The sequence below is a fragment of the Clostridium sp. ETTB3 genome (assembly GCF_053571985.1).
Window position 1 is genome coordinate 588564 of the sequence record NZ_CP199832.1, and the last position, 21850, is coordinate 610413.

General features: G+C 26.8%; 23 protein-coding genes and 1 pseudogene. 22 read left to right on the forward strand and 2 right to left on the reverse strand.

The window, feature by feature from the left end:
- Window positions 1-241: 241 nt before the first annotated feature.
- The 15 genes and pseudogenes from ACUN06_RS02925 (at window position 242) to ACUN06_RS02995 (ending at window position 11335) form a co-directional block, all read left to right on the forward strand.
- Window positions 242-418: an ATP-binding protein gene (locus tag ACUN06_RS02925; RefSeq protein ID WP_291732663.1), complete on the forward strand. Its 177-nt coding sequence runs from the start codon at window positions 242-244 to the stop codon at window positions 416-418.
- Between the two features lie 187 nt (window positions 419-605).
- A complete protein-coding gene (locus tag ACUN06_RS02930) occupies window positions 606-1115 on the forward strand; it encodes a DedA family protein (protein WP_291732644.1) in 510 nt (169 codons plus the stop codon).
- 177 nt (window positions 1116-1292) lie between these two features.
- Complete coding sequence (locus ACUN06_RS02935) at window positions 1293-1997, forward strand: response regulator transcription factor (protein WP_294389909.1); 705 nt, start codon at window positions 1293-1295, stop codon at window positions 1995-1997.
- On the forward strand, window positions 1972-4182 hold the full coding sequence (locus tag ACUN06_RS02940) for a sensor histidine kinase (protein WP_449390073.1): 2211 nt from the start codon (window positions 1972-1974) through the stop codon (window positions 4180-4182). The genes ACUN06_RS02935 and ACUN06_RS02940 overlap by 26 nt, the downstream gene beginning before the upstream one ends.
- A 195-nt stretch (window positions 4183-4377) precedes the next feature.
- Window positions 4378-5565, forward strand: coding sequence for a cation:proton antiporter (locus tag ACUN06_RS02945; RefSeq protein WP_302538632.1), 1188 nt, complete (start codon window positions 4378-4380; stop codon window positions 5563-5565).
- A 129-nt stretch (window positions 5566-5694) separates the two neighbouring features.
- Window positions 5695-5880, forward strand: coding sequence for a DUF1858 domain-containing protein (locus ACUN06_RS02950; RefSeq protein ID WP_291732640.1), 186 nt, complete (start codon window positions 5695-5697; stop codon window positions 5878-5880).
- Window positions 5881-6105: 225 nt separating this feature from the next.
- Window positions 6106-6654: a hemerythrin domain-containing protein gene (locus tag ACUN06_RS02955; protein ID WP_449390074.1), complete on the forward strand. Its 549-nt coding sequence runs from the start codon at window positions 6106-6108 to the stop codon at window positions 6652-6654.
- Between the two features lie 112 nt (window positions 6655-6766).
- The gene (locus ACUN06_RS02960) at window positions 6767-6955 is read left to right on the forward strand and encodes a ferredoxin (protein ID WP_291732638.1); all 189 of its coding nucleotides are present in this window, start codon (window positions 6767-6769) and stop codon (window positions 6953-6955) included.
- 177 nt (window positions 6956-7132) lie between these two features.
- Window positions 7133-7747, forward strand: coding sequence for a DUF488 domain-containing protein (locus ACUN06_RS02965; protein WP_449390075.1), 615 nt, complete (start codon window positions 7133-7135; stop codon window positions 7745-7747).
- Window positions 7748-7830: 83 nt separating this feature from the next.
- Complete coding sequence (gene hcp, locus ACUN06_RS02970; RefSeq protein ID WP_294126376.1) at window positions 7831-9504, forward strand: hydroxylamine reductase; 1674 nt, start codon at window positions 7831-7833, stop codon at window positions 9502-9504.
- Window positions 9505-9568: 64 nt separating this feature from the next.
- Window positions 9569-9892, forward strand: a complete 324-nt coding sequence (locus ACUN06_RS02975; RefSeq protein ID WP_412217345.1) for a cupin domain-containing protein — start codon at window positions 9569-9571, stop codon at window positions 9890-9892.
- A 106-nt stretch (window positions 9893-9998) separates the two neighbouring features.
- Complete coding sequence (locus ACUN06_RS02980; RefSeq protein WP_449390076.1) at window positions 9999-10142, forward strand: hypothetical protein; 144 nt, start codon at window positions 9999-10001, stop codon at window positions 10140-10142.
- A pseudogene (locus ACUN06_RS02985) lies at window positions 10139-10300 on the forward strand (aldehyde dehydrogenase family protein); the annotation flags it as partial. The gene ACUN06_RS02980 and the pseudogene ACUN06_RS02985, both read left to right, overlap by 4 nt.
- A gap of 164 nt (window positions 10301-10464) precedes the next feature.
- Complete coding sequence (locus ACUN06_RS02990) at window positions 10465-11103, forward strand: hypothetical protein (RefSeq protein ID WP_291732628.1); 639 nt, start codon at window positions 10465-10467, stop codon at window positions 11101-11103.
- Window positions 11104-11149: 46 nt separating this feature from the next.
- A complete protein-coding gene (locus tag ACUN06_RS02995) occupies window positions 11150-11335 on the forward strand; it encodes a DUF1858 domain-containing protein (RefSeq protein ID WP_331891303.1) in 186 nt (61 codons plus the stop codon).
- Window positions 11336-11527: 192 nt separating this feature from the next.
- Here ACUN06_RS02995 and ACUN06_RS03000 read toward each other — a convergent pair whose 3' ends face one another.
- Both ACUN06_RS03000 and ACUN06_RS03005 read right to left on the reverse strand, forming a co-directional pair.
- Window positions 11528-12889, reverse strand: a complete 1362-nt coding sequence (locus ACUN06_RS03000) for an MATE family efflux transporter (RefSeq protein ID WP_331891301.1) — start codon at window positions 12887-12889, stop codon at window positions 11528-11530.
- Window positions 12890-12913: 24 nt separating this feature from the next.
- A complete protein-coding gene (locus ACUN06_RS03005; RefSeq protein ID WP_291732624.1) occupies window positions 12914-13345 on the reverse strand; it encodes a MarR family winged helix-turn-helix transcriptional regulator in 432 nt (143 codons plus the stop codon).
- Between the two features lie 255 nt (window positions 13346-13600).
- Here ACUN06_RS03005 and ACUN06_RS03010 point away from each other — a divergent pair, with 255 nt between their 5' ends.
- The 7 genes from ACUN06_RS03010 (at window position 13601) to ACUN06_RS03040 (ending at window position 21773) form a co-directional block, all read left to right on the forward strand.
- Window positions 13601-14353 carry a DeoR/GlpR family DNA-binding transcription regulator gene (locus ACUN06_RS03010; RefSeq protein WP_294126371.1) on the forward strand — a complete coding sequence of 251 codons (753 nt, stop codon included), beginning with the start codon at window positions 13601-13603 and terminating at the stop codon, window positions 14351-14353.
- Window positions 14353-15258 carry a 1-phosphofructokinase gene (pfkB, locus tag ACUN06_RS03015; protein WP_291732619.1) on the forward strand — a complete coding sequence of 302 codons (906 nt, stop codon included), beginning with the start codon at window positions 14353-14355 and terminating at the stop codon, window positions 15256-15258. The genes ACUN06_RS03010 and pfkB overlap by 1 nt, the downstream gene beginning before the upstream one ends.
- A 20-nt stretch (window positions 15259-15278) precedes the next feature.
- The gene (locus ACUN06_RS03020; protein WP_291732617.1) at window positions 15279-17210 is read left to right on the forward strand and encodes a PTS fructose transporter subunit IIABC; all 1932 of its coding nucleotides are present in this window, start codon (window positions 15279-15281) and stop codon (window positions 17208-17210) included.
- Window positions 17211-17352: 142 nt separating this feature from the next.
- Window positions 17353-18522, forward strand: a complete 1170-nt coding sequence (gene nhaA, locus ACUN06_RS03025) for a Na+/H+ antiporter NhaA (RefSeq protein WP_449390077.1) — start codon at window positions 17353-17355, stop codon at window positions 18520-18522.
- A 158-nt stretch (window positions 18523-18680) separates the two neighbouring features.
- The gene (locus ACUN06_RS03030) at window positions 18681-18863 is read left to right on the forward strand and encodes a GH3 family domain-containing protein (protein ID WP_291732654.1); all 183 of its coding nucleotides are present in this window, start codon (window positions 18681-18683) and stop codon (window positions 18861-18863) included.
- A 231-nt stretch (window positions 18864-19094) separates the two neighbouring features.
- Entirely contained in the window at window positions 19095-19964 is an 870-nt protein-coding gene (locus tag ACUN06_RS03035) for an EamA family transporter (RefSeq protein ID WP_294368453.1), read from the forward strand.
- Window positions 19965-20144: 180 nt separating this feature from the next.
- Complete coding sequence (locus ACUN06_RS03040) at window positions 20145-21773, forward strand: glycoside hydrolase family 13 protein (RefSeq protein WP_449390078.1); 1629 nt, start codon at window positions 20145-20147, stop codon at window positions 21771-21773.
- The last annotated feature ends 77 nt before the right edge of the window (window positions 21774-21850 follow it).

Genomic DNA, 21850 nt, shown 5'->3' on the forward strand with positions numbered 1-21850 from the left:
TTCCACCGCCTTGTTGGCCCATAGCAGTTAAATTAACAGTAGTTTCAATAGTTCCAGTACTTGTTGAAGGTTGAGTACCATCAAGTTGAGCTGCAATACTAGTTGATCTATCATATCCAAATGTTAATAAGTTACTAACAGCATCCTTATATTCATCAAAGGTATAAAAAGCTGTAGCATCATTTTTTACTTAGTAGTTAAAAATACAGGTGAAGACATAAGAAAGGAACATTTAGAGAAAATATTTGAGAGATTTTATAGAGTTGATGATTCAAGGGATAGAGGAACAGGTGGATATGGACTTGGACTTTCTATAGCAAAGACTATAGTTGATGATCATAAGGGTAAAATATATGCTGAAAGTATAATAAATAATGAAACATCATTTATTGTGGAGCTACCATTAATAATAGTATAAGTTTTAGCTAAAAGGTAATTTAATAAATGGTATTATTAGGAAGACTATTACAAATTGAATTGTAATAGTCTTATATCATATTAAATCTTAAGAATTTCTTTATATTTAATATAATATCTTCTTTATTTATTAGAGATATTATAAAATTATAGTGAGTAATAAAAAGGATAAATTTGGAGGAAGGAATATGAATGCTAATAGTATTTTAAATTATTTGTCACAGTATGGTGTGTTGTTTATATTTATAATTGTATTTTTAGAGTATTTAAATTTACCAGGTCTTCCAGCGGGGATAATAATGCCATTAGCAGGACTATGGGTATCAAGAGGAGAAATGAACTTTCCTTTTGTATTAATATTATCAGTTATTGCTGGAGTAATTGGAAGTGGGGTTTTATATTTTCTGGGGTATTATGGAGGAAACTTTTTATTAGATAAGTATACTAAGAAGTTTCCAAAGCAAAAGAAGTATATACATGAAAAGTTAGAGTATTTAAGAAGCAAGGGGCATATTGGTGTATTTGTAAGTAGGCTTATTCCAGTTGCAAGAACTATAATTGCAATACCTGCAGGAGTACTTAAAATGAATTTTTTTAAATATACAGTATATTCAGCCTTTGGAATATTAATATGGAATGGTGTATTTATTTCAGCAGGATATATTTTAGGTGAAGGTATTTTAAAATATATAGCTTAGTTAGAGATATGTATCCTCAGTGGAAAGAAAATTTGTTTTTTTCTTCTGAGGAATTTTTTTAGAAAATCTTTAGAATTATATATAGTTATTGTTTAGTTTTTAGAATTATTATTGATAATATATTAAGCAAACATGTTTGTAAAATAAAAAAAAGAGGGGGAAATAAAGATGGATAAAATGAGCTCATATAATGTTTTAGTTGTTGAAGATGAAAATGATATAGCAATTGCTATAGAAGCATATCTAACAAATCAAGGGTACAATGTTTTTATAGCGAATAATGGAATTGAAGGTTTAGAAGTATTAAAAAAAGAAGCTATTCATCTAGCAATAGTTGATGTAATGATGCCTAAAATGGATGGTATAACTTTTGTTATGAAGCTTAGAGAAAATTATGATTTCCCTGTAATAATGTTATCTGCAAAATCAGAAGAAGTTGATAAGATAATGGGACTTAATATAGGGGCAGATGATTATGTAACTAAGCCATTTAGACCACTTGAATTATTAGCAAGGGTTAATTCACAACTTAGAAGATATTCAAAATTTTTAAATATGGTAAAAAAACCTGAGGTTAAAGAAAATATCTATAGTGTTGGTGGATTAGAGTTAAACTTTGATACTAAAGAAGTTACAGTTGATGAAAAACCAGTTAAACTAACACCCATTGAGTTTAAAATATTAGCATTGCTTATAAAAAATCCAGGAAGGGTATTTGCTGCTGATGAAATATACGAAAGAGTATGGAATGAACAAGCGATAAATACTGATACTATAATGGTTCATATAAGAAAAATAAGAGAAAAGATTGAGATTAATCCTAAAAATCCGAAATATTTGAAGGTGGTGTGGGGAGTTGGATATAAAATTGAAAAGCAATAAAGAAATATATAAAAGTAAAGGTATTATAGCTATATTAGTAATGATAGCTATAATAGTTACTTCTGCTTTAGGAATGTGTAGTTCGTATAAGATAATAGATAAATCAGCTAAAAGTAAAAAAGTAAACTATTTTAATGAATATGGATTTGCCAATCTTATAGCTGAGTCAAGCTATGCATTATATTATGATTCTATGAAGGAAAATGAAAATCAAAGTGCAAGTGATTTTTTATTAGATATAAAAAAGAATATAACAGAAGAAGCAGATGAATATTCTAGTTATATACAAGAAGCTTTAAATAACAATATAGATCAATTTAATAGAGAAACTTTAGGATGGAATAATGATGCAAACTTAAAATATTACTATTATAATACTATAAATAATAAAACTAATACAACTTTAAATGAAAATGTAAAATTTGAAAATAATAATATTGATTTATCAGAAGTAAATAAAGATAAATATCAATTTTATGCTGTAGTTAATTTTGATAATAATGGCAATGTGGACGTTTCTGAAATTAATGGGGGAGACAAGGAAGTTTTAAAATCAAATATAGAATGTTCTTTAATTGATATTAGAAATGAATATGATATTTCTAATAGTGATTATGAAGAAGGATATTATAATATAGATATTAAACCAATTAAGAATATGACATTTGTTTATGCAGTACCTAAAACTATAACTTCTTATGATAATATAAGATGGGGGATAGAAAATGCTGATATTAGTATTTATGAATCTATGGGAGCAGGTGGTGCATTTATAATAGCGGGAATCGTAGCATTAATAGCATTGATATTTCCTATTAAGAAAGCTAAATCTACAATATTATTTAGAAAGATAAGTAAGATTCCATTTGAAGTTTGGATAATTATTATTGGACTTGCAATTGCAGCATTAGGACCATTAGCAGGTCAGCTTATTAAAGCTACATTAAATGGAGATTTACAAGTAATATTTGTAGAAATAATACCAAGTTTAATTATTCCAGAAAGAATAATATGGATATTTAACTTTATAATATGGCTATTAAGTTATTCAGCAGTATTTTTCTTTGTATTAGTTATTAAATATGTATTTAATGTTGGAGTTATAGACTATATAAAGGAAAGAACTATTTTTGGAATGGTAATAATGCTCTGTGTTAGGATTATAAAAAGAACATTAGATGAAATAACAAAAGTAGATTTAAGAGAAAAGAATAATAAATTAATAATAAAGCTATTAGCAATAAATGCAGTAATATTATTAATAATAACTTCTATTTGGTTCTTTGGAATTCCTGTAGTTATACTTTATTCAGTTATTTTATTTTTTATAATAAGAAAGTATGTGGATAAAATAAGCGAAAAGTATAGTAAACTTAGAGAAGTAACAAGTAAGATTGCAGAAGGTAATTTAGATGTAAAAATAGAAGAAGATTTAGGGTTATTTGAACCATTTAAGGGTGATTTAGAAAAGATTCAATGTGGATTTAAAAAGGCTGTTGATGAAGAGGTTAAGAGTCAAAGAATGAAAACTGATTTAATATCAAATGTGTCACATGATTTAAAAACTCCTTTAACAGCAATAATTACTTATGCAGATCTTTTAAAAGATGAAAATCTATCAGATGAAAAACGCAAACAATATATTGAAACCTTAGATAGGAAGGCTCAAAGGCTTCAAGTTTTAATAGAAAATTTATTTGAAGTAAGCAAGGCTACAAGTGGAAATATAACATTAAATATAGAAAATATTGATGTTGTATCTTTAATGAAACAAACTTTGTTTGAATTAGAAGATAAACTTGAAGAAGCAAGTTTATTAGTTAGAAAGAATATGCCAAAGGAAAGGGTGATATTACCTTTAGATAGTCAACGTACATTTAGAGTATTTGAAAACTTAATAATTAATATAACTAAATATGCAATGCCTAATACAAGAGTATTTATTGATATTATTGAAAATGAAGATGATGTTGCGATAATAATGAAAAACATGGCAGCAGAAGAAATAACATTTAATGTAGATACAATAGCAGAAAGATTTGTAAGGGGAGATGAATCAAGAAATACTGAGGGTTCAGGATTAGGACTTGCAATTGCCAAGAGCTTTGTTGAACTTCAAGGTGGGACCTTTAACATCAGCGTAGATGGAGATTTATTTAAAGTAAAAATAGTATTTGTAAAATAAAGTAAGGACCTCTGAGGTGCAGGGATATTTTGTAAATTAAAAGAGTTATATACAGATGAATTTAATAAATTCAATCTGACAAATAACTCTTTTTTTCTATTAATAAAAGAAGTATAAATTTTAAACTGAATAAATATATATAAATATGCTATATACATAATAGATTTAATAAATTCCCATACCGAAGGAGTAGTGATTATGTCATATAAATATTTATTAGATATTGCATTAATATTATTAAGTACAAAGCTTTTAGGATTATTAACAAGAAGATTTAATTTACCACAAGTTGTTGGAGCATTGCTTGCAGGGGTAATTTTAGGACCATCGGTATTAAATATTTTAAAAGAAACTGATTTTTTGAGTATGCTTGCAGAACTAGGAGTTATTGTTTTAATGTTTACTGCAGGTCTTGAAAGTGATATTAAAGAACTTAAAAGTGTAGGAAAATCTGCATTTGTAGTTGCAACAATGGGAGTTATTATACCACTAATTGGTGGAACTGTAGTTGCTTATATATTTAATGATGGAAGTTTACCAAATGTAAGTGCATTTTTACAAAATGTATTTGTAGGAGCTGTATTAACTGCAACATCAGTTAGCATTACTGTAGAAACATTAAGAGAGCTAGGAAAGATGAGTGAAAGATCAGCTAATGTAATATTAGGAGCAGCAATAATAGATGATATTTTAGGAATTTTAGTTTTAACAGTAATAACAAGTATGGCAGATAGTAGTGTGAAAGTTGGATTAGTGTTATTAAAAATTGTAGGATTCTTAATATTTGCAGCAATAGTTGGATATTTGATTTATTTAATTTTTGGAAAATGGATATCAATGCATAATGTTGATAAAAGAAGATTTGTTATAGGAGCTTTTGTAATTTGTTTATTAATGTCATTTTCAGCAGAGCAATTTTTTGGAGTTGCAGATATTACAGGAGCCTTTGTAGCAGGATTAGTTTTATCTCAAAATAAAGAAACATCATATATATCTAGAAGATTTGATATTATTTCATATATGTTATTATCACCAATATTTTTTGCAAGTATAGGAATTGAAATGAAAATACCTAGCATAAATAGTGAAATTATATTAATGACAATAGTCTTAGTTTTAGTAGCAATGCTAAGCAAAGTTATTGGGTGTGGATTAGGAGCTAAAATCTGTGGGTATAATAAAAATGAAGTTATTCAAATTGGAACAGGTATGATGGCAAGAGGTGAAGTAGCTCTTATAATAGCAAATAAAGGACTTAAAATGGGAGTTATGAATATGTATTTTTTACCTGCAATTATTATAATGGTAGTTATATGTGCAATAACAACACCAATTATATTAAAAAAGGCATATTCACATAAAACTATAAAAGAAAAAGTATAAAAATTTTTAAATGTATCACTTGTTACAATAAAAAATTTTTATTTATTATATAATTTAAATATATTGATTAAATAAATTAATTAAGTTTATAATTACTTATATCAAATAGATAAAAGGAGAGATAAAATTATGATAAACAAAGATCATACAATTGGAGAAATATTAGAACTTAACCCAAATGCAGCTGAAATATTAAGTGGATTTGGAATGGGATGTTTAGGGTGTCCATCAGCTACAATGGAAACATTAGAGCAAGCTTGTTATGTTCATGGATTAAAATTAGAAGAAGTAATGGCAAAATTAAATGAAAAATAATCATTAATATGCATTTTTTATTGTTATTTATATAAACTATGATTAAAAAGTTGATTTCTGCATTTAGCAGAAGTTAACTTTTTTTTATTTCCATATATTAAATGTATTATATAAAAATTTATAAAGTTATATGTAACATATGATACGAAAAATAATTAAGGTTTAATGTATAATAAAAACATAAATTAAAACAATATTGAGAAATATATAAGGGGAACACAATTGATGAAAGCTATAGAAATAATGAATGAAGAACATAAATATATTATTAGAATGTTACATGTAATAAGAAAGTGCTGTTTTAAAATATTAAACGGTGAAGAAGTTATATATGAAGATTTTGATAAAATAATAGATTTTGTAAGAAATTATGCAGATAACCATCACCATAAGAAAGAAGAAAAAATTCTTTTTATTAAAATGGTAGAAGAATTAGGTGAACCAGCAGAAAAAGCTGTTAAGCAAGGAATGCTTGTAGAACATGATTTAGGAAGATTACATATTAGAGAATTAGTAGAAGCACTAGATAAATTAAAAGCTGGTGAAGAAGAAGCTAAATTAGATGTAATAGCAAATGCAATATCATATAGTCATTTATTAACAAGACATATAGATAAAGAAGATAGAGTTATTTATAAATTTGCTGAAAGAAATTTAAAAGAAGAAACAATGCAATTTGTAAATTTAGAATGTGAAAATTATGAAGTTAATAATGAAGAAATAAGAAATAAATATATATTACTTTTAGAAGAATTAGAAAAGAAATATAATTAAGATATAGTTTTAAGGCAGTTCAATTATATAACTAATTTTTTGATTAAATTTTTTATATTTGGGTAATCTATAAAGGTAAAAGTATGTTTTTATAGAAAGGAAAGTGATATTTATGAAATCAGTTGTAGATAAGGAAACTTGTATAGGATGTGGAGTTTGTGTATCAGTCTGTCCAGATGTATATAGTATGGATGATGATGGAAAGTCAGTTGCTATATCAGGAGATATTCCTAAAGAATTAGAAGATGATGCAGTAGAAGCAAGAGATGCTTGTCCGGTATCTGCTATTGATATTGATTAATAAAAAATATAATATAGTATATTGAAAATACTTAAGGGAACAATATATATCTCTTAAGTATTTTTTATTATAATGTTTAAATTTAAAATAATTTAATTATTTATAAAGTATTTAGAAGTTTAACTAAATAGCAATTTAATATAGTTAAAAAATAAAATAGTTAAAAGGAAGAAAGAAATGGAGATATATACTATAGGTCATTCAAATTATACAATGGAAAGGCTAATTGATATGCTGGAATATTACAATATAAATTGTGTTGTAGATATTAGGGGAACACCATATTCAAAATATAATATTCAGTTTGATAAGGAAGCAATTAGATATACATTAACTAATGCAGGATTTGTTTATATTTATATGGGAAAAGAACTTGCTGCTAAGCGTATAAGAAAGAATTCTTATAATAATGAAGGATATTCAAATTTTGAAGAAGTAATAAAAGAAGAGGAATTTAAAAGAGGAGTTGAAAGATTAAAGAATGGATGTGAAAAGGGATATAAAATTATATTATTAGGTGCAATGCAAGATCCTATAAGATGTCATAGAAGTATATTGGTAGGAAGGGAACTAGTTAAAAATGATTTTGATGTTAAGCATATATTAGATGATTATTCTATAGTAACTCAAGATGATATAGAAGAAATGCTTTTAAATAAATATTTTAGCAATAGAAATCAAATAACAATTGAAGATTTAACTGGAAATTCATTAAATAATAAAGAAATGATTAATGAGGGGTATAAATTAGCAAACAGAGAAATTGGATATAGGATTGAAAACTTGAAATAGATTGTTAAATGTTATAATAGGTATATTTTTTTTACTTTAACAAAATATATTAGATATAGGAGAAATAATTAGGAGGTATAATTATGGAAAATAATATGGCTATGGAATATCCTATGTTTTGTTATCAATGTGAGCAAACAGCAGGAGGAAAAGGTTGCACTAAAATGGGGGTCTGTGGAAAGACACCAGAAATTGCAGCACTTCAAGATTTGCTTATATATCAAATAAAGGGAATAAGTTGTTATGCAAAAGAAATAGTTGAAAAAGGGGAAAATGTAGATAAGAGTATAGTAACTTTTATAGAAAATTCATTATTTACAACCTTAACAAATGTAAATTTTGATGCCGATTTTCATGTGGAGATGTTAAAAGAATCTCAAAGAATAAAGGAAAAAGTAAGAAAACAAGTAGGAAAAATTAAAAATGATACTGATCATGCAACTTATAATTTAAGTGAAACAAAATCTGAAATGTTAGAAGATGCTAAAAAGGCAGGGATAATGTATGATCAAAAATTAGATCCAGATATTCGTTCATTAAGACAAACAATAATTTATGGATTAAAAGGAATATCAGCATATGGTCATCAAGCAAGAGAATTAGGATATTATGATGATCAAGTTGATAACTTTTATATAAGAGCATTAGAAGCAACAACTGATGATACTTTATCTGTTGAAGAACTAATAAGGTGGACTATGAGAACTGGAGATATGAGTGTTGCAGTAATGAAAAAATTAGATGAAGCAAATACTACAGTTTATGATAATCCATCACCACATAAGGTAAATGTACATATTAAAAAGGGACCATTTATTATAGTATCTGGACATGATTTAAGAGATCTTGAAATGTTATTAGAACAAACAGAAGGAAAGGGAATAAATATTTATACTCATGGAGAAATGATACCAAGTCATGGATATCCAGGACTTAAGAAATATCCTCATCTAGTAGGAAACTTTGGTAGTGCTTGGCAAAATCAACAAAAAGAATTTGACAATATTCCAGGTTGTATTTTGATGACTACAAATTGTCTTATGAAGCCAAGAGAAACTTATAAGGATAGAATTTTTACAACTAGTGTTGTTGGTTGGGATGGAGTAAAACACATTCCTAAGGGTAAGGATGGAAAGAAAGATTTTACTGAAATAATAAATAAAGCTTTAGAACTTGGAGGATATGAAGAAGACCAAGAGCCACATGAAATTTTAGTAGGATTTGGACATAATGCTACATTAAGTAATGCAGAAACTATAGTAAATGCGGTTAAGGATGGAAAGATAAGACACTTCTTTTTAATTGGTGGATGTGATGGAGCAAGACCAGGTAGAAGTTATTATACTGAATTTGCAAAAATGGTTCCAGATGATTGTATAATACTTACTTTAGCTTGTGGTAAATACAGATTTAACAAATTAGAGTTTGGAGAAGTTGCAGGATTACCAAGATTACTAGATGTAGGTCAATGTAATGATGCTTATTCAGCTGTTAGAATAGCAACAGCATTAGCAGATGCTTTTGGAACTGATGTTAATGGATTACCATTATCATTAATAATATCATGGTATGAACAAAAAGCGGTAGCTGATCTTTTAGCATTATTATCACTTGGAATAAAGGGAATATTTTTAGGTCCAACACTTCCAGCATTTCTAAGTCCAAATGTACTTCAATATTTAGTTGATACATTTAATTTAAGACTTATAAGTACACCAGAAGATGATTTAAAGACTTGTTTACAACAAGAAGTTTAATTTAAAATGTATATTTTTATATAAAATTAAAAATAAAAAATTTATTATAAATAAGGAGGAATATATGAATTTTAAGGATGATGGAATTATAAAAATTGCTAATATAGATAAGATTGGTGAAAGTAAAGAAGTTGTGGTTTTTAATCCAAAGTTTAAGGTTGTATATTTTGATTTTGAAGTAGGAAAAGGATTGCCTAATCATACTCATAATGGATATGCAAGCATTTTTATTTATGAAGGAAGCGTATCAATAGAGTTTGTAGATGGTGAAAAATATAACTTAAATAAAGGTGATTTAATACAATTTGATGCGAGAATAGAGCATAATGTAATTGCAAAAGTTAAGAGTAGAGTATTAGTAACAATATCTGAAAGATTGACAGAATAATTTTAATAATTAAAATTGAATATAATAAATAAAGCAATAAAAATACTTAAATGATATTAATTTATTATTTAAGTATTTTTTATTTAAAGAATGGAGAAAAGTTTATATGAGAAATTGTTGTGATAATTGTAGAAAGGATGTTTATACTAAAAAGATACCTTTTTTTACTGTTTTAAATTCTTGTGAGCTAATAGATGTTCTTGAAAAAATAGTACATAAAAATTTTAAAAAAATGAAATTATATTTTTAGAAGGTGGAACAGTTCAAGTGAATAATAAAACAAAAAGAGGTCCAGATCATTTCCTATTCTTAGGTGTTAAAAATTCTGGAGTAGGTGTTCAAGGAATAAGATATTCAATTGAAGTTATGACTAGAGTTAAAGGAGTTGTAATCAATTTAAATAAGTAAAATTATGTAATGAAAAAATGGAACGGTAAAGATTAAATTATTTAAAAGTTTGTAACTTATGTTACTTAATATAATTAAAACTTGATGTATAATAATAATATAAATTTAGATGATACATTTTAAGAAATTAAAATATTATTATACAAAAGATAGGAGAAGAGAATATGAGTTTATTTTTAGGAAAGATACATTATTGGTTATTTAATAAAGTATTATGGTTTGAAGGTTTAGAAGGTGAAATTATAAAGCTTGCTAAAGACAAAGGAATAGATGTAGAGAAATTAGAAGCTGAAATAAATTCAAAGTATGGAGCAAAAACACCTAATAAAAATCTTGAAGATATGATTGATACAAGTAATATTCATGGATGGTTACAAGGAAAAATTCATAGTGCTGAAGGAAGAATGGCTGCTTGGACAAAGGTTATATTAGAAAATAATCAAGATTATATTTTAGATATGAGAAAAGTATACGAAAATCAAGGTGTTAATGCTGCAAATGAAGCTAAAGAAAGTCTAGAAAATATAAATGCAGAAACTATTTTTAATAGTATGAATGATTATATTTTAGATGGAATGCCATGTGATAGAGTAAATGAAGTAATTGATTCAAGTGAAGAAAGCATAATGTGGAAGAGAAGAGTATGTGTACATAAGAATATTTGGGAAAATGAAGGAATATTAGTAGACGTATTTTATGAATTGAGAGAACACTGGATCAATGCCTTTGTAAATACGATGAATAATGATTATGAATATGTTAAGTTAGAAGACAATATACAATCTATTAGACATAAAATGTAAATAATTGAATTTTAAAATATATAGTTATAAGTGGAGGAAATAAATTATGATAACAAAAGATATGACTGTAGGTGAAATTGTAAATACATACCCAAAAGCAGCAGAAATATTAATGTCATTTGGGATGGGATGCTTAGGATGCCCGTCAGCAACTATGGAATCTTTACAACAAGCATGCATAGTTCACGGATTAGAGTTAGAAAAAGTTTTAGAAAAGTTAAATAATATGTAATAATTTATAAAAGGTTTGATATTAGATTTATTTTATATCAAACCTTTTTTGCTATTATTATAAATAATTATAGTTTAAATATAGTTATTTGAAATAATGTTATTTGTATTTAAAGGGGTAAAAAAAATAAAGAACTGTATTAGTTTGAATTTATACTTTAAATTAATACAGTTCTATTTTATTTAAATTTAACTAAGCAGCTTCTGCAGCATATAATTTATTTAATGATTTAAATTCCTTAAATATTAAAATTAATGTTATAACAACTGAAAGGAAGTCAGCGCATGCTCCAGATGCCCAAACACCATCTAAACCTAAAAATAAAGGTAAGATTAAAGTAAATGGAATTAATAAAATAACTTGTCTAAGTAAGCTAACAAACATAGAAACTTTAGCCTTACCAACAGATTGGAAGTAACTAGTTGCAACTATGTTAATTCCAACTATAGGCATCATTAATAAGTACATTCTTACACCTTTAATAGCAACTGAAGCAAGTTCAGCATCATTATTGAATATGCTTATTGCAAACTCTGGGAATATTTGTATTAGTATTCCGCCAATTGTACAAATAGCAGTTGCTGCAATAGTTGCAATTATAAATGTCTTTTTAGCTCTATGATATTTTTTAGCACCATAGTTAAAGCCAATAATTGGCTGACAACCTTGATTAATACCAAAGATAGGCATCATAAATACCATGTTTATTGAACTTATTATAGTCATTGCTCCAATGGATAAATCATTACCATATGCTTTTAAAGAATTGTTAGCAACAACTTGTACTAAACTATTGGCAATTTGAGTTGCAAATGGAGCTATACCAATTGCAAAGGTCATAGAAACTAATTTTTTATTTAATTTTATATTTGAAGATTTTAATTTTAAGTTAGAATTACCTTTAGTATAATAATAAATAATTATTGAACAAGTAAGAGCTTGAGAAATAACAGTTGCAAATGCTGCTCCTTTAATTCCCATATTTAATATAAAGACAAATACATAATCTAAAATAACATTAGTTAGGCATCCAGCAATCATAGTAAATGAAGCCATTTTAGGATTACCATCAGCTCTTACAGTACTATTTAATGCAAATGAAATAATGTTAAAAGTACATCCACCTAATATTACTGTAATATATTGTTTTGCATAAATTAAGGTAGTTGAACTAGCTCCAAAAATATTTAATATTTGATTTAAGAAAACTAGTCCAACAATAGTAATTATAATACCAATTATTAAACTTAAAGTTAATGCACTACCAATTAAACGTTCAGCATCATCTCTTTTGCCACGTCCAAGATTTAATGAAATATTTGCTGTTGATCCAATTCCTATAAGCATACCAAAAGCTAAAAGAATAGATATTATTGGCATTGTTATTCCAACTCCTGTTAATGCAAGTGAACCAACTTCAGGAATACGACCTATAAACATTCTATCTACAATATTATATAAGGCATTAACTAACATACCAATTATTGCAGGAATAGAATACTTTAATAAAAGCTTTCCAATAGATTCTTCACCTAAGTGATTTTGATGTCCCATAATTTTTTCCTCCTAATAATATAATTAATTATTGTTTATCACATTGTTTGAAAGTTTATTTAGTATATTTAAGCCCATAGATAATTCCTCAGAACTTAAATTTTTAGTAAGCATATTTTCCCATTTAGTTAAAATATAAAAAAACTCATCCTTAATATTAATTGCTTTGGTAGTTAAATAAATTCGATTTATTCTTTTATCTGTGGAATCTCTTAAGCGCTTTATTAAATTTAATTCTTCGAGTTTTCTAATTGCCTTAGCAGTAGTACCTTTATCTATATTAACTAACTCTGAAAGTTCTTCTTGGCTAATTCCATCATTTTTATATAAATGAATCAAAAACATATATTGCCCACTTCCAAATCCAAATTTACTAAATTCTTTAGTAAAAAAGACATTAGCTTGTCTATGAATTAAGGAAATATATTTGCCTAAATATTCATTATTACAATTCATATAAAAAAATCCTTTCATTAATAAAATAAAAATTATTTTAAAGTGATAAAATTTTGAGCTAATATATATTATAATGGTAAAATAGTTGCATATGCAACTAAATAATATTGGATAGCAATTTATTATTTTAGAAATACAAATTATTATTGAAGAAAGGTAGAATGAATGAAAATGAATGAAAGTGAAAGAATTTGAATGAAAGTGATTGACTTATTATATAAAAGAATGTATCATAAAGAGAAGGAAGTGGTGTAAATGTTATCACAAGAGAGGTATAAGTTAATTTTAGAGAAGTTAGACAAAGAGTCAGTAGTTTATTTAAATGATTTAGTTAAATATTTAAATACGTCAGAATCAACTATAAGAAGGGATTTAACTGCACTAGATAAATTAGGGCTGTTAAGAAAGGTTCATGGTGGAGCCACATCAATAAAGGATATAAATATAACTACCATAGATGATAAAGTTGAAAATAGACAAGGCTTAAATATAAATGAAAAAATATTGATTGCCGAATTTGCTGCATCATTAATAAAGGATAATGATTTTGTATATATAGATGCAGGAACTACTACAGAACTTATGATAGACTTTATAACAAACACAAAGGCTGTTTTTGTTACTAACGGAATTGTACATGCTAGAAAGCTTATTCAAAAAAATTGTATTACATATATTTTAGGTGGTGAGCTTAAATTAACAACAGAGGCAATAGTTGGCGCGCAAACTGTTAGTACTTTAAAAAAATATAATTTTACCAAAGGCTTTTTTGGAACAAATGGAGTCGATATAGAAAGAGGATTTACAACACCAGATATTAAAGAAGCAATGGTTAAAGATGAAGCATTACATAGAAGTAAGAAAAGATATATATTATGTGATAATTCTAAATTTGAAAAAATAAGCTCTGTAACTTTTGCAGATATAAAAGAAGCTAAAATAATAACTACAAATTTAGATAATAATATATATAGACAAGAAACTGAGATTTTGGAGGTAAGAAAATAATGATATATACTATAACATTTAATCCAGCATTAGACTATATTGTGAAAATGGATGATTTTAATTTAGGTCATGTTAACAGAAGTAGTTGTGAAAGTGTTTACGCAGGTGGTAAAGGAATTAATGTTTCAATTGTCTTAAATAACTTAGGGGTTAAAAGCAAGGCATTAGGATTCATAGCTGGATTTACAGGCCAAGAAATTGAAAGAGAAGTAAGAGAATTTGGTTGTGATACAGATTTTATAAAGTTAAAAAATGGAATGTCAAGAATAAATGTTAAAATAAAAGCTGATGTTGAAAGTGAAATAAATGGTGGAGGACCAGATATTCCAGAAGAAGCATTAGAAGAACTTTATGAAAAATTAAATTGCTTAACTGAAGGTGATATTTTAGTTTTAGCTGGAAGTATTCCAAAAACAATGCCAGTAGATATTTATGAAAAGATAATGGAATCTCTTCAAGATAAAGGTGTTAAGTTTATTGTAGATACAACAGGAGAATCGTTATTAAAGGTTTTAAAATATAAACCATTTTTAATAAAGCCAAATCATCATGAACTTGGAGATTTATTTAATATAAAACTTAATGGAAATGATGAAATTATAGAATATGCTAAAAAATTAAAAGAAATGGGAGCAAGAAATGTACTTATTTCTATGGCTGGAGATGGAGCTATTTTAATTAAAGAAAATGGCGAAGTTATTACAAGCAATGTTCCAAAGGGAAAAGTTAAAAATTCAGTTGGAGCTGGAGATTCAATGGTAGCAGGATTTATTGCAGGGTATTTAGAAGTAAATGATATAGAAAGAGGATTTAAATTAGGAGTAGCAACAGGAAGCGCTTCTGCATTTTCAGAAGGTTTAGCAACAAAAGACTACGTATATGAATTATTAAATCAAATTAATTAAAAGTTAAGGAGGAATTTAAAGTGAAGATTACAGACTTACTAAAAAAGAATGGTATATCTCTTAATCCAAATGTTAAAACAAAGGAAGAAGCTATTAATAAACTTGTTGATTTAATGAATGATACAGGAAGATTAAACGATAAAGAAGCTTATAAAGAAGCTGTATTAGCAAGAGAAAGCTTAAGTACTACAGGAATAGGTGATAACATAGCAATACCTCATGCTAAAACAACTGCAGTTAAAGAAGCAGGACTTAGTGCAATGATACTTGCTGATGGTATTGATTATGATTCTTTAGATGGAGAACCAGCAAAATTATTCTTTATGATTGCAGCTCCAGAAGGAGAAAATAACCTTCACTTAGATGTATTAGCAAGATTATCAATGATGCTAATGGATCCAGAATTTAAAGAGCAATTAATAAATGCTAAGAGTGTTGATGAATTCTTATCACTTATTGATTCTAAAGAAAATGATAAATTAAAAGCTGAAAGTGATAAAGAAGAAGCTCAAAAAGCACAATCTAATGGATATAGAGTATTAGCAGTTACAGCATGTCCTACAGGAATTGCACATACATTTATGGCAGCAGAAGCTTTAGAAAATAAGGCTAAAGACATGGGAATTTCAATTAAGGTTGAAACTAATGGTTCTGGTGGAGCTAAAAATGTTTTAACAGATGAAGAAATAGCCAATGCTGAATGTATAATAGTTGCAGCTGATAAAAAAGTTGAAATGGCTAGATTTGAAGGAAAGAAAGTTATTCAAACTAAGGTTGCAAATGGAATTCATAAAACAGAAGAATTATTAAATAGAGCTACTAGTGGTGATGCACCAATTTATCATCATGCAGGTGGAAGTGATAGTGAAGGAGCTTCATCAGAAGAAGGAGAAAGCTTTGGAAGACAATTATATAAACACTTAATGAATGGTGTATCTCATATGTTACCATTTGTTATAGGTGGAGGTATATTAATTGCTTTAGCATTCTTAATAGATGATTATAATATTAATCCAGCTAATTTTGGTAAAAATACGCCAATGGCTGCATTAATAAAAACTATAGGTGAAACTTCATTTGGATTTATGTTACCTGTACTTGCAGGATATATTTCAATGAGTATTGCAGATAGACCAGGTCTTGCTGTTGGTTTTGTTGGTGGTATGTTAGCTAATTTAGGTACAACATATGCAAGTGCATTTGATTCTTCAGTATCAGTAGTTAGTGGAGGATTCTTAGGAGCATTATTTGCTGGATTCTTAGGTGGTTATTTAGTATTAGGATTAAAGAAGATATTTGATAAATTACCTCAATCATTAGATGGATTAAAACCAACATTATTATATCCTTTCTTTGGTATTGGATTAATTGGTTTAATAATGATATTTGTAAATCCATTCTTTGGTGGAATAAATGAAGCAATTACAAATTTCCTTAACTCAATGGGTGGAACAAGTAAGGTATTATTAGGAATTATTGTTGCAGGTATGATGTCAATTGATATGGGTGGTCCTTTCAATAAGGCTGCATATGTATTTGGTACTGCATCACTTGCATCTGGTAACTATGAAGTAATGGCAGCTGTTATGGCTGGTGGTATGGTTCCACCACTTGCAATAGCTTTAGCTTCAACATTCTTTAAAAATAAATTTACTAAGAGAGAAAGACAATCAGCTCTTACAAATTACATTATGGGATTATCATTTATAACAGAAGGAGCTATTCCTTTTGCAGCAGCAGATCCATTAAGAGTTATACCTTCATGTGTAATAGGTTCTGCAACAGCTGGAGCACTTACAATGTTATTTAATTGTGAATTAAGAGCTCCTCATGGTGGAATATTCGTATTACCTGTAATAGGAAATCCACTTGGATTCTTAGGTGCTGTTGTTATTGGTTCTTTAGTAGGAATGATAATGTTAGCATTATTAAAGAAAAAAGTAGTAGAATAAAAACAATATATTGAATATATAGAAAAAAGCGGTGGTTAGTAATTCCACTGCTTTTTTCTATAAAAGTATAATTAATAAAATAGGGCTATTTGTATAATACTATTACTGTACAAATGATGAGGTTGATAACAGGAGGAATGTTATGACAAATAATAAAAGTAATAGTAAAGGTAGTATAGTAAGTTCAGAAGCATTTCCAGGAATGCTGTTATTAGGAGCTACGATATTAGCTCTAATATTAGCAAATACAGAATTAGAAAAGTTTTATAATTATATCTTATTTGAGTTAAAAATAGGAGAAGAATTTAATTTACATTTATTTGTAAATGATTTTTTAATGGCTATTTTTTTCTTACTTGTAGGATGTGAAATTAAACGTGAGCTTGTATATGGAAAGTTATCAAGTATAAAACAAGCGTCATTTCCAGTATTAGCTGCTATAGGAGGAATGGTTGCTCCAGCGTTAATATTTACATTATTTAATTATAATAGTGGTTTTGAAATAGGTGCAGGAGTACCATTATCTACTGACATAGCTTTTGCAATAGGAATTTTTTCAATTCTTGAAAGTAGAATGAATTCTTCATTAAAATTATTTTTACTTACGTTAGCAGTAGTAGATGATTTACTATCAATAATTATAATAGGTGTATTTTATTCATCAAATATTAGAATTATAGGAATAATTATTTCTATAGTTTTAACGATAATTTTATTTTCTATTAAGTTTTTTAATAAAAAGAATAAATTATATCCATATATAATATTGGGATTAGCTTTATGGATAGCTGTATTTTATAGTGGAATACATTCTACATTAAGTGGGGTATTATTAGCTTTTAGCATACCAGTATTAGATGATAAAAATAGAGATAAAGATTTAAGTTATAAGATTCAACATAAATTAGAGTTATTTTCAAATTTTATAATATTACCATTATTTGCATTTGTAAATACAGGAATAAGTTTAAGTGGAAATCTAAATTTAGCAAATGATTATCCATTAATGTTAGGAATAATATTAGGATTAGTTATAGGAAAACCATTGGGAATAATGCTTTTTGGATATTTAGGAGTATTAGTAGGAATAACACAAAAACCAGAAAATGCATCTTGGTATGATGTATTAGAGGTATCTATTCTTGCAGGAATTGGATTTACAATGTCATTATTCGTTGCAGAAATAGCCTTTTTTGGAGCAGAAGTTGAACTAAGTGTGGCAAAAATTTCGGTTTTAATTGCATCTTTTATTTCAATAGTATTAGCAAGTATATTAACATCAATAGGAGAAAAAGTTCAGCATAAGAAATAAAATAAATAATCAACAGTGAGGACACTTTTATATATTATTTACGACAAAAATATATAGGAAGTGTATTATTTTTTTGAGTATAATAAGTAAAATAATGTATAAAGCTATGATTTCAACAGGAGGGAGGTTGGAAAGGAAATTTAATAAATATACTTTAAATTTATAAAAGGTTTAGAAAAAATAATAGATTATCTTGTGTAAGTATTAGCATTGTAAGTAAAAATACATTTAATTATATAAATAAATATTTAATATCAAAAGGCGTTTCAAAGAGTCAAATTAAGATTCCAAGAGTTATAAATAATAAAAAAGAAATTTTAAAAATATTAAAAGAATATTGAAGATATTAGGATAGAAATATCCTAGTTATTATATAAATAACTAAATAAAAATAGTTAATGAAACTAAAAGCTTCAGCTTCATTAACTATTTTTTACTTTGTGGATAACCGCATTTGAAAAACATTAAGTTTTTCAGTGCCCTCATTTATTTGCCTCATTTTTTAATTTAAGGTTTAATTTACATGATATAATAATTTTATATACAATTATTTTAGGGAGGAGTTTTTAAATATGTGGGTATTATTTGCATTTGCTTCTGCATTTTTTGCAGGAGTTACATCAATTTTAGCTAAGATAGGTGTTAAAGATGTAGATTCTCATGTAGGAACAGCTATAAGAACTATTATAGTATTAATTTTTTCGTGGATAATGGTGTTTATAATTGGTTCACAAAGTACAATAGTAAATATTGATGGAAAAACTTTTTTATTCTTAATTTTATCTGGTTTATCAACAGGAGGATCTTGGTTATGTTATTTTAAAGCATTGCAATTAGGTGATGTAAATAAGGTAGTACCTATTGATAAAAGTAGTACAATATTAACTATGATTTTAGCTTTTATTTTCTTAAATGAAAAGATAACTATAAACATGGTAATTGGAATGATAGGTATAGCTATTGGAACATATTTAATGATTCAAAAAAAGGAAAAGTCAGAAAAGATAGTTAAGAGAAAAGCATGGTTAATATATGCTTTATTATCAGCTTTATTTGCCTCATTGACATCTATATTAGGTAAAGTTGGTATAGAAAATGTTGAATCAAACTTAGGAACAGCAATTAGAACAATAGTTGTACTTGTAATGGCATGGATTATAGTTTTTGCTACTAAAAAGCAAAGAGATATTAAGAAGATAGATAAAAGAAGTTTAATATTTTTAATTTTATCAGGAGTAGCAACTGGAGCATCATGGCTTTGTTATTATAAGGCTTTACAAGATGGACTAGCTTCTATAGTAGTTCCTATAGATAAGCTTAGTATTTTAGTAACTGTATTATTTGCTTATATATTTTTAAAGGAAAAGTTATCAAAAAAATCATTGCTAGGTTTAATTCTAATTGTAGTTGGAACATTATTATTATTGGTAAAAGCTATATAATGGATATTATTAAGGGGCATTAACATTATTTAAAAAAATAAAATAAAAAATAGCATTATTGTGTTAAAAAAAGCCTATATTTTGCAAGTAAATTAATAAAATTATTATGTATAATCACAGTATAAATCATTAATTATAATAAAAGATAAATTGAGTTTTTATAATGTGGAGGGAACAAATATGGAAAGACAATGGTGGCATAGTTCAGTAGTATATCAAATATACCCAAGAAGCTTTAAGGATAGTAATGGTGATGGAATAGGTGATATTAACGGAATAAGAGAAAAATTAGACTATTTAAAGGAACTTGGAATAGATGTTATTTGGCTTAGCCCAGTTTATAAATCTCCAAATGATGATAATGGTTATGATATAAGTGATTATTGTGATATAATGGATGAATTTGGAACAATGGAAGATATGGATAATCTTTTAAAGGAAGCTAATGAAAGAGGAATTAAGATTCTTATGGATTTAGTTGTTAACCATACTTCAGATGAGCATAAATGGTTTATTGAAGCAAAAAAATCTAAAGATAATGAATATAGAGATTATTATATATGGAGAGATAAAGTAGAAGGACATGAGCCAAATGAATTAGGATCTTGTTTTAGTGGAAGTGCATGGCAATATGATGAAACAACAGGTCAATACTATTTACATTTATTCAGTAAGAAGCAACCAGATTTAAACTGGGAAAATGAAAAAGTAAGAAATGAAGTTTATAAAATGATGAATTTCTGGGTAGATAAAGGTATTGGTGGATTTAGAATGGATGTTATTGATTTAATTGGTAAAGTTCCAGATGAAATGATAACAGGAAATGGACCTAAATTACATGAATATTTACAGGAAATGAATAAGGCTGCATTAGAGGGGAAAGACTTATTAACAGTAGGGGAAACTTGGGGAGCAACTCCAGATGTAGCTAAGCTTTATTCAAATCCAGGAAGAAAAGAATTAAGTATGGTATTCCAATTTGAACATATAGGATTAGATCAAATTGAAGGAAAAGAAAAGTGGGATGTAAAATCGTTAGAATTACTTGATTTAAAGAAAGTTTTATCTAAGTGGCAAACAGAACTTGAAGGGCAAGGATGGAATAGCCTTTTTTGGAACAACCATGACTTACCAAGAATAGTTTCAAGATGGGGAAATGATAAAGAATATAGAATTGAAAGTGCTAAAATGCTTGCAACTCTTCTTCATGGAATGAAAGGTACACCGTATATTTATCAAGGTGAGGAATTAGGAATGACTAATGTAAGGTTTGATGATATAAATGATTATAATGATATTGAATCTTTAAATATGTATAAGGATAGGCTTTCAAAGGGATATAGTCATAATGAAATAATGGAATCTATTTATGCAAAGGGAAGGGATAATGCAAGAACTCCAATGCAATGGGATGATTCAGAAAATGCAGGCTTTACTACTGGAACTCCTTGGTTAGCTGTTAATAAAAACTATGATAAAATAAATGCTAAACAATGTTTACAAGATGAAAACTCAATTTTTAATCATTATAAAAAGTTAATAGATATAAGAAAAAATAATGATACTATAATTTATGGTGATTATAAATTATTATGTGAAGATGATGAAAATATATTTGCATATGTTAGAGAATTAAATGGAGATAAGATTTTGGTTGTTTGTAATTTCTATGATAAGGATGTTGAATTTAAATTTGATGGAGATTTTAACTATTCAAAAGTATTATTAAGTAATTATAATGATTCAAGTAAAATGATTGAAAAATTAAAATTAAGACCATATGAAGCAGTAATGTATAGATTTAATTAAATTTTTACTTAATCCTTTATAAAGATAAATCAATTTTATATACTTAAAATTATATTAATTAATGAGTGCCTGAATGA

Coding starts and splice junctions, on each gene's coding strand:
- ACUN06_RS02930 (WP_291732644.1), top strand. CDS start 606: ATGAATGCTAATAGTATTTTAAATTATTTGTCACAGTATGGTGTGTTG.
- ACUN06_RS02935 (WP_294389909.1), top strand. CDS start 1,293: ATGAGCTCATATAATGTTTTAGTTGTTGAAGATGAAAATGATATAGCA.
- ACUN06_RS02950 (WP_291732640.1), top strand. CDS start 5,695: ATGATAAACAAAGATCATACAATTGGAGAAATATTAGAACTTAACCCA.
- ACUN06_RS02955 (WP_449390074.1), top strand. CDS start 6,106: ATGAAAGCTATAGAAATAATGAATGAAGAACATAAATATATTATTAGA.
- ACUN06_RS02960 (WP_291732638.1), top strand. CDS start 6,767: ATGAAATCAGTTGTAGATAAGGAAACTTGTATAGGATGTGGAGTTTGT.
- ACUN06_RS02965 (WP_449390075.1), top strand. CDS start 7,133: ATGGAGATATATACTATAGGTCATTCAAATTATACAATGGAAAGGCTA.
- hcp (WP_294126376.1), top strand. CDS start 7,831: ATGGAAAATAATATGGCTATGGAATATCCTATGTTTTGTTATCAATGT.
- ACUN06_RS02975 (WP_412217345.1), top strand. CDS start 9,569: ATGAATTTTAAGGATGATGGAATTATAAAAATTGCTAATATAGATAAG.
- ACUN06_RS02980 (WP_449390076.1), top strand. CDS start 9,999: ATGAGAAATTGTTGTGATAATTGTAGAAAGGATGTTTATACTAAAAAG.
- ACUN06_RS02990 (WP_291732628.1), top strand. CDS start 10,465: ATGAGTTTATTTTTAGGAAAGATACATTATTGGTTATTTAATAAAGTA.
- ACUN06_RS02995 (WP_331891303.1), top strand. CDS start 11,150: ATGATAACAAAAGATATGACTGTAGGTGAAATTGTAAATACATACCCA.
- ACUN06_RS03000 (WP_331891301.1), bottom strand. CDS start 12,889: ATGGGACATCAAAATCACTTAGGTGAAGAATCTATTGGAAAGCTTTTA.
- ACUN06_RS03005 (WP_291732624.1), bottom strand. CDS start 13,345: ATGAATTGTAATAATGAATATTTAGGCAAATATATTTCCTTAATTCAT.
- ACUN06_RS03010 (WP_294126371.1), top strand. CDS start 13,601: ATGTTATCACAAGAGAGGTATAAGTTAATTTTAGAGAAGTTAGACAAA.
- pfkB (WP_291732619.1), top strand. CDS start 14,353: ATGATATATACTATAACATTTAATCCAGCATTAGACTATATTGTGAAA.
- nhaA (WP_449390077.1), top strand. CDS start 17,353: ATGACAAATAATAAAAGTAATAGTAAAGGTAGTATAGTAAGTTCAGAA.
- ACUN06_RS03035 (WP_294368453.1), top strand. CDS start 19,095: ATGTGGGTATTATTTGCATTTGCTTCTGCATTTTTTGCAGGAGTTACA.
- ACUN06_RS03040 (WP_449390078.1), top strand. CDS start 20,145: ATGGAAAGACAATGGTGGCATAGTTCAGTAGTATATCAAATATACCCA.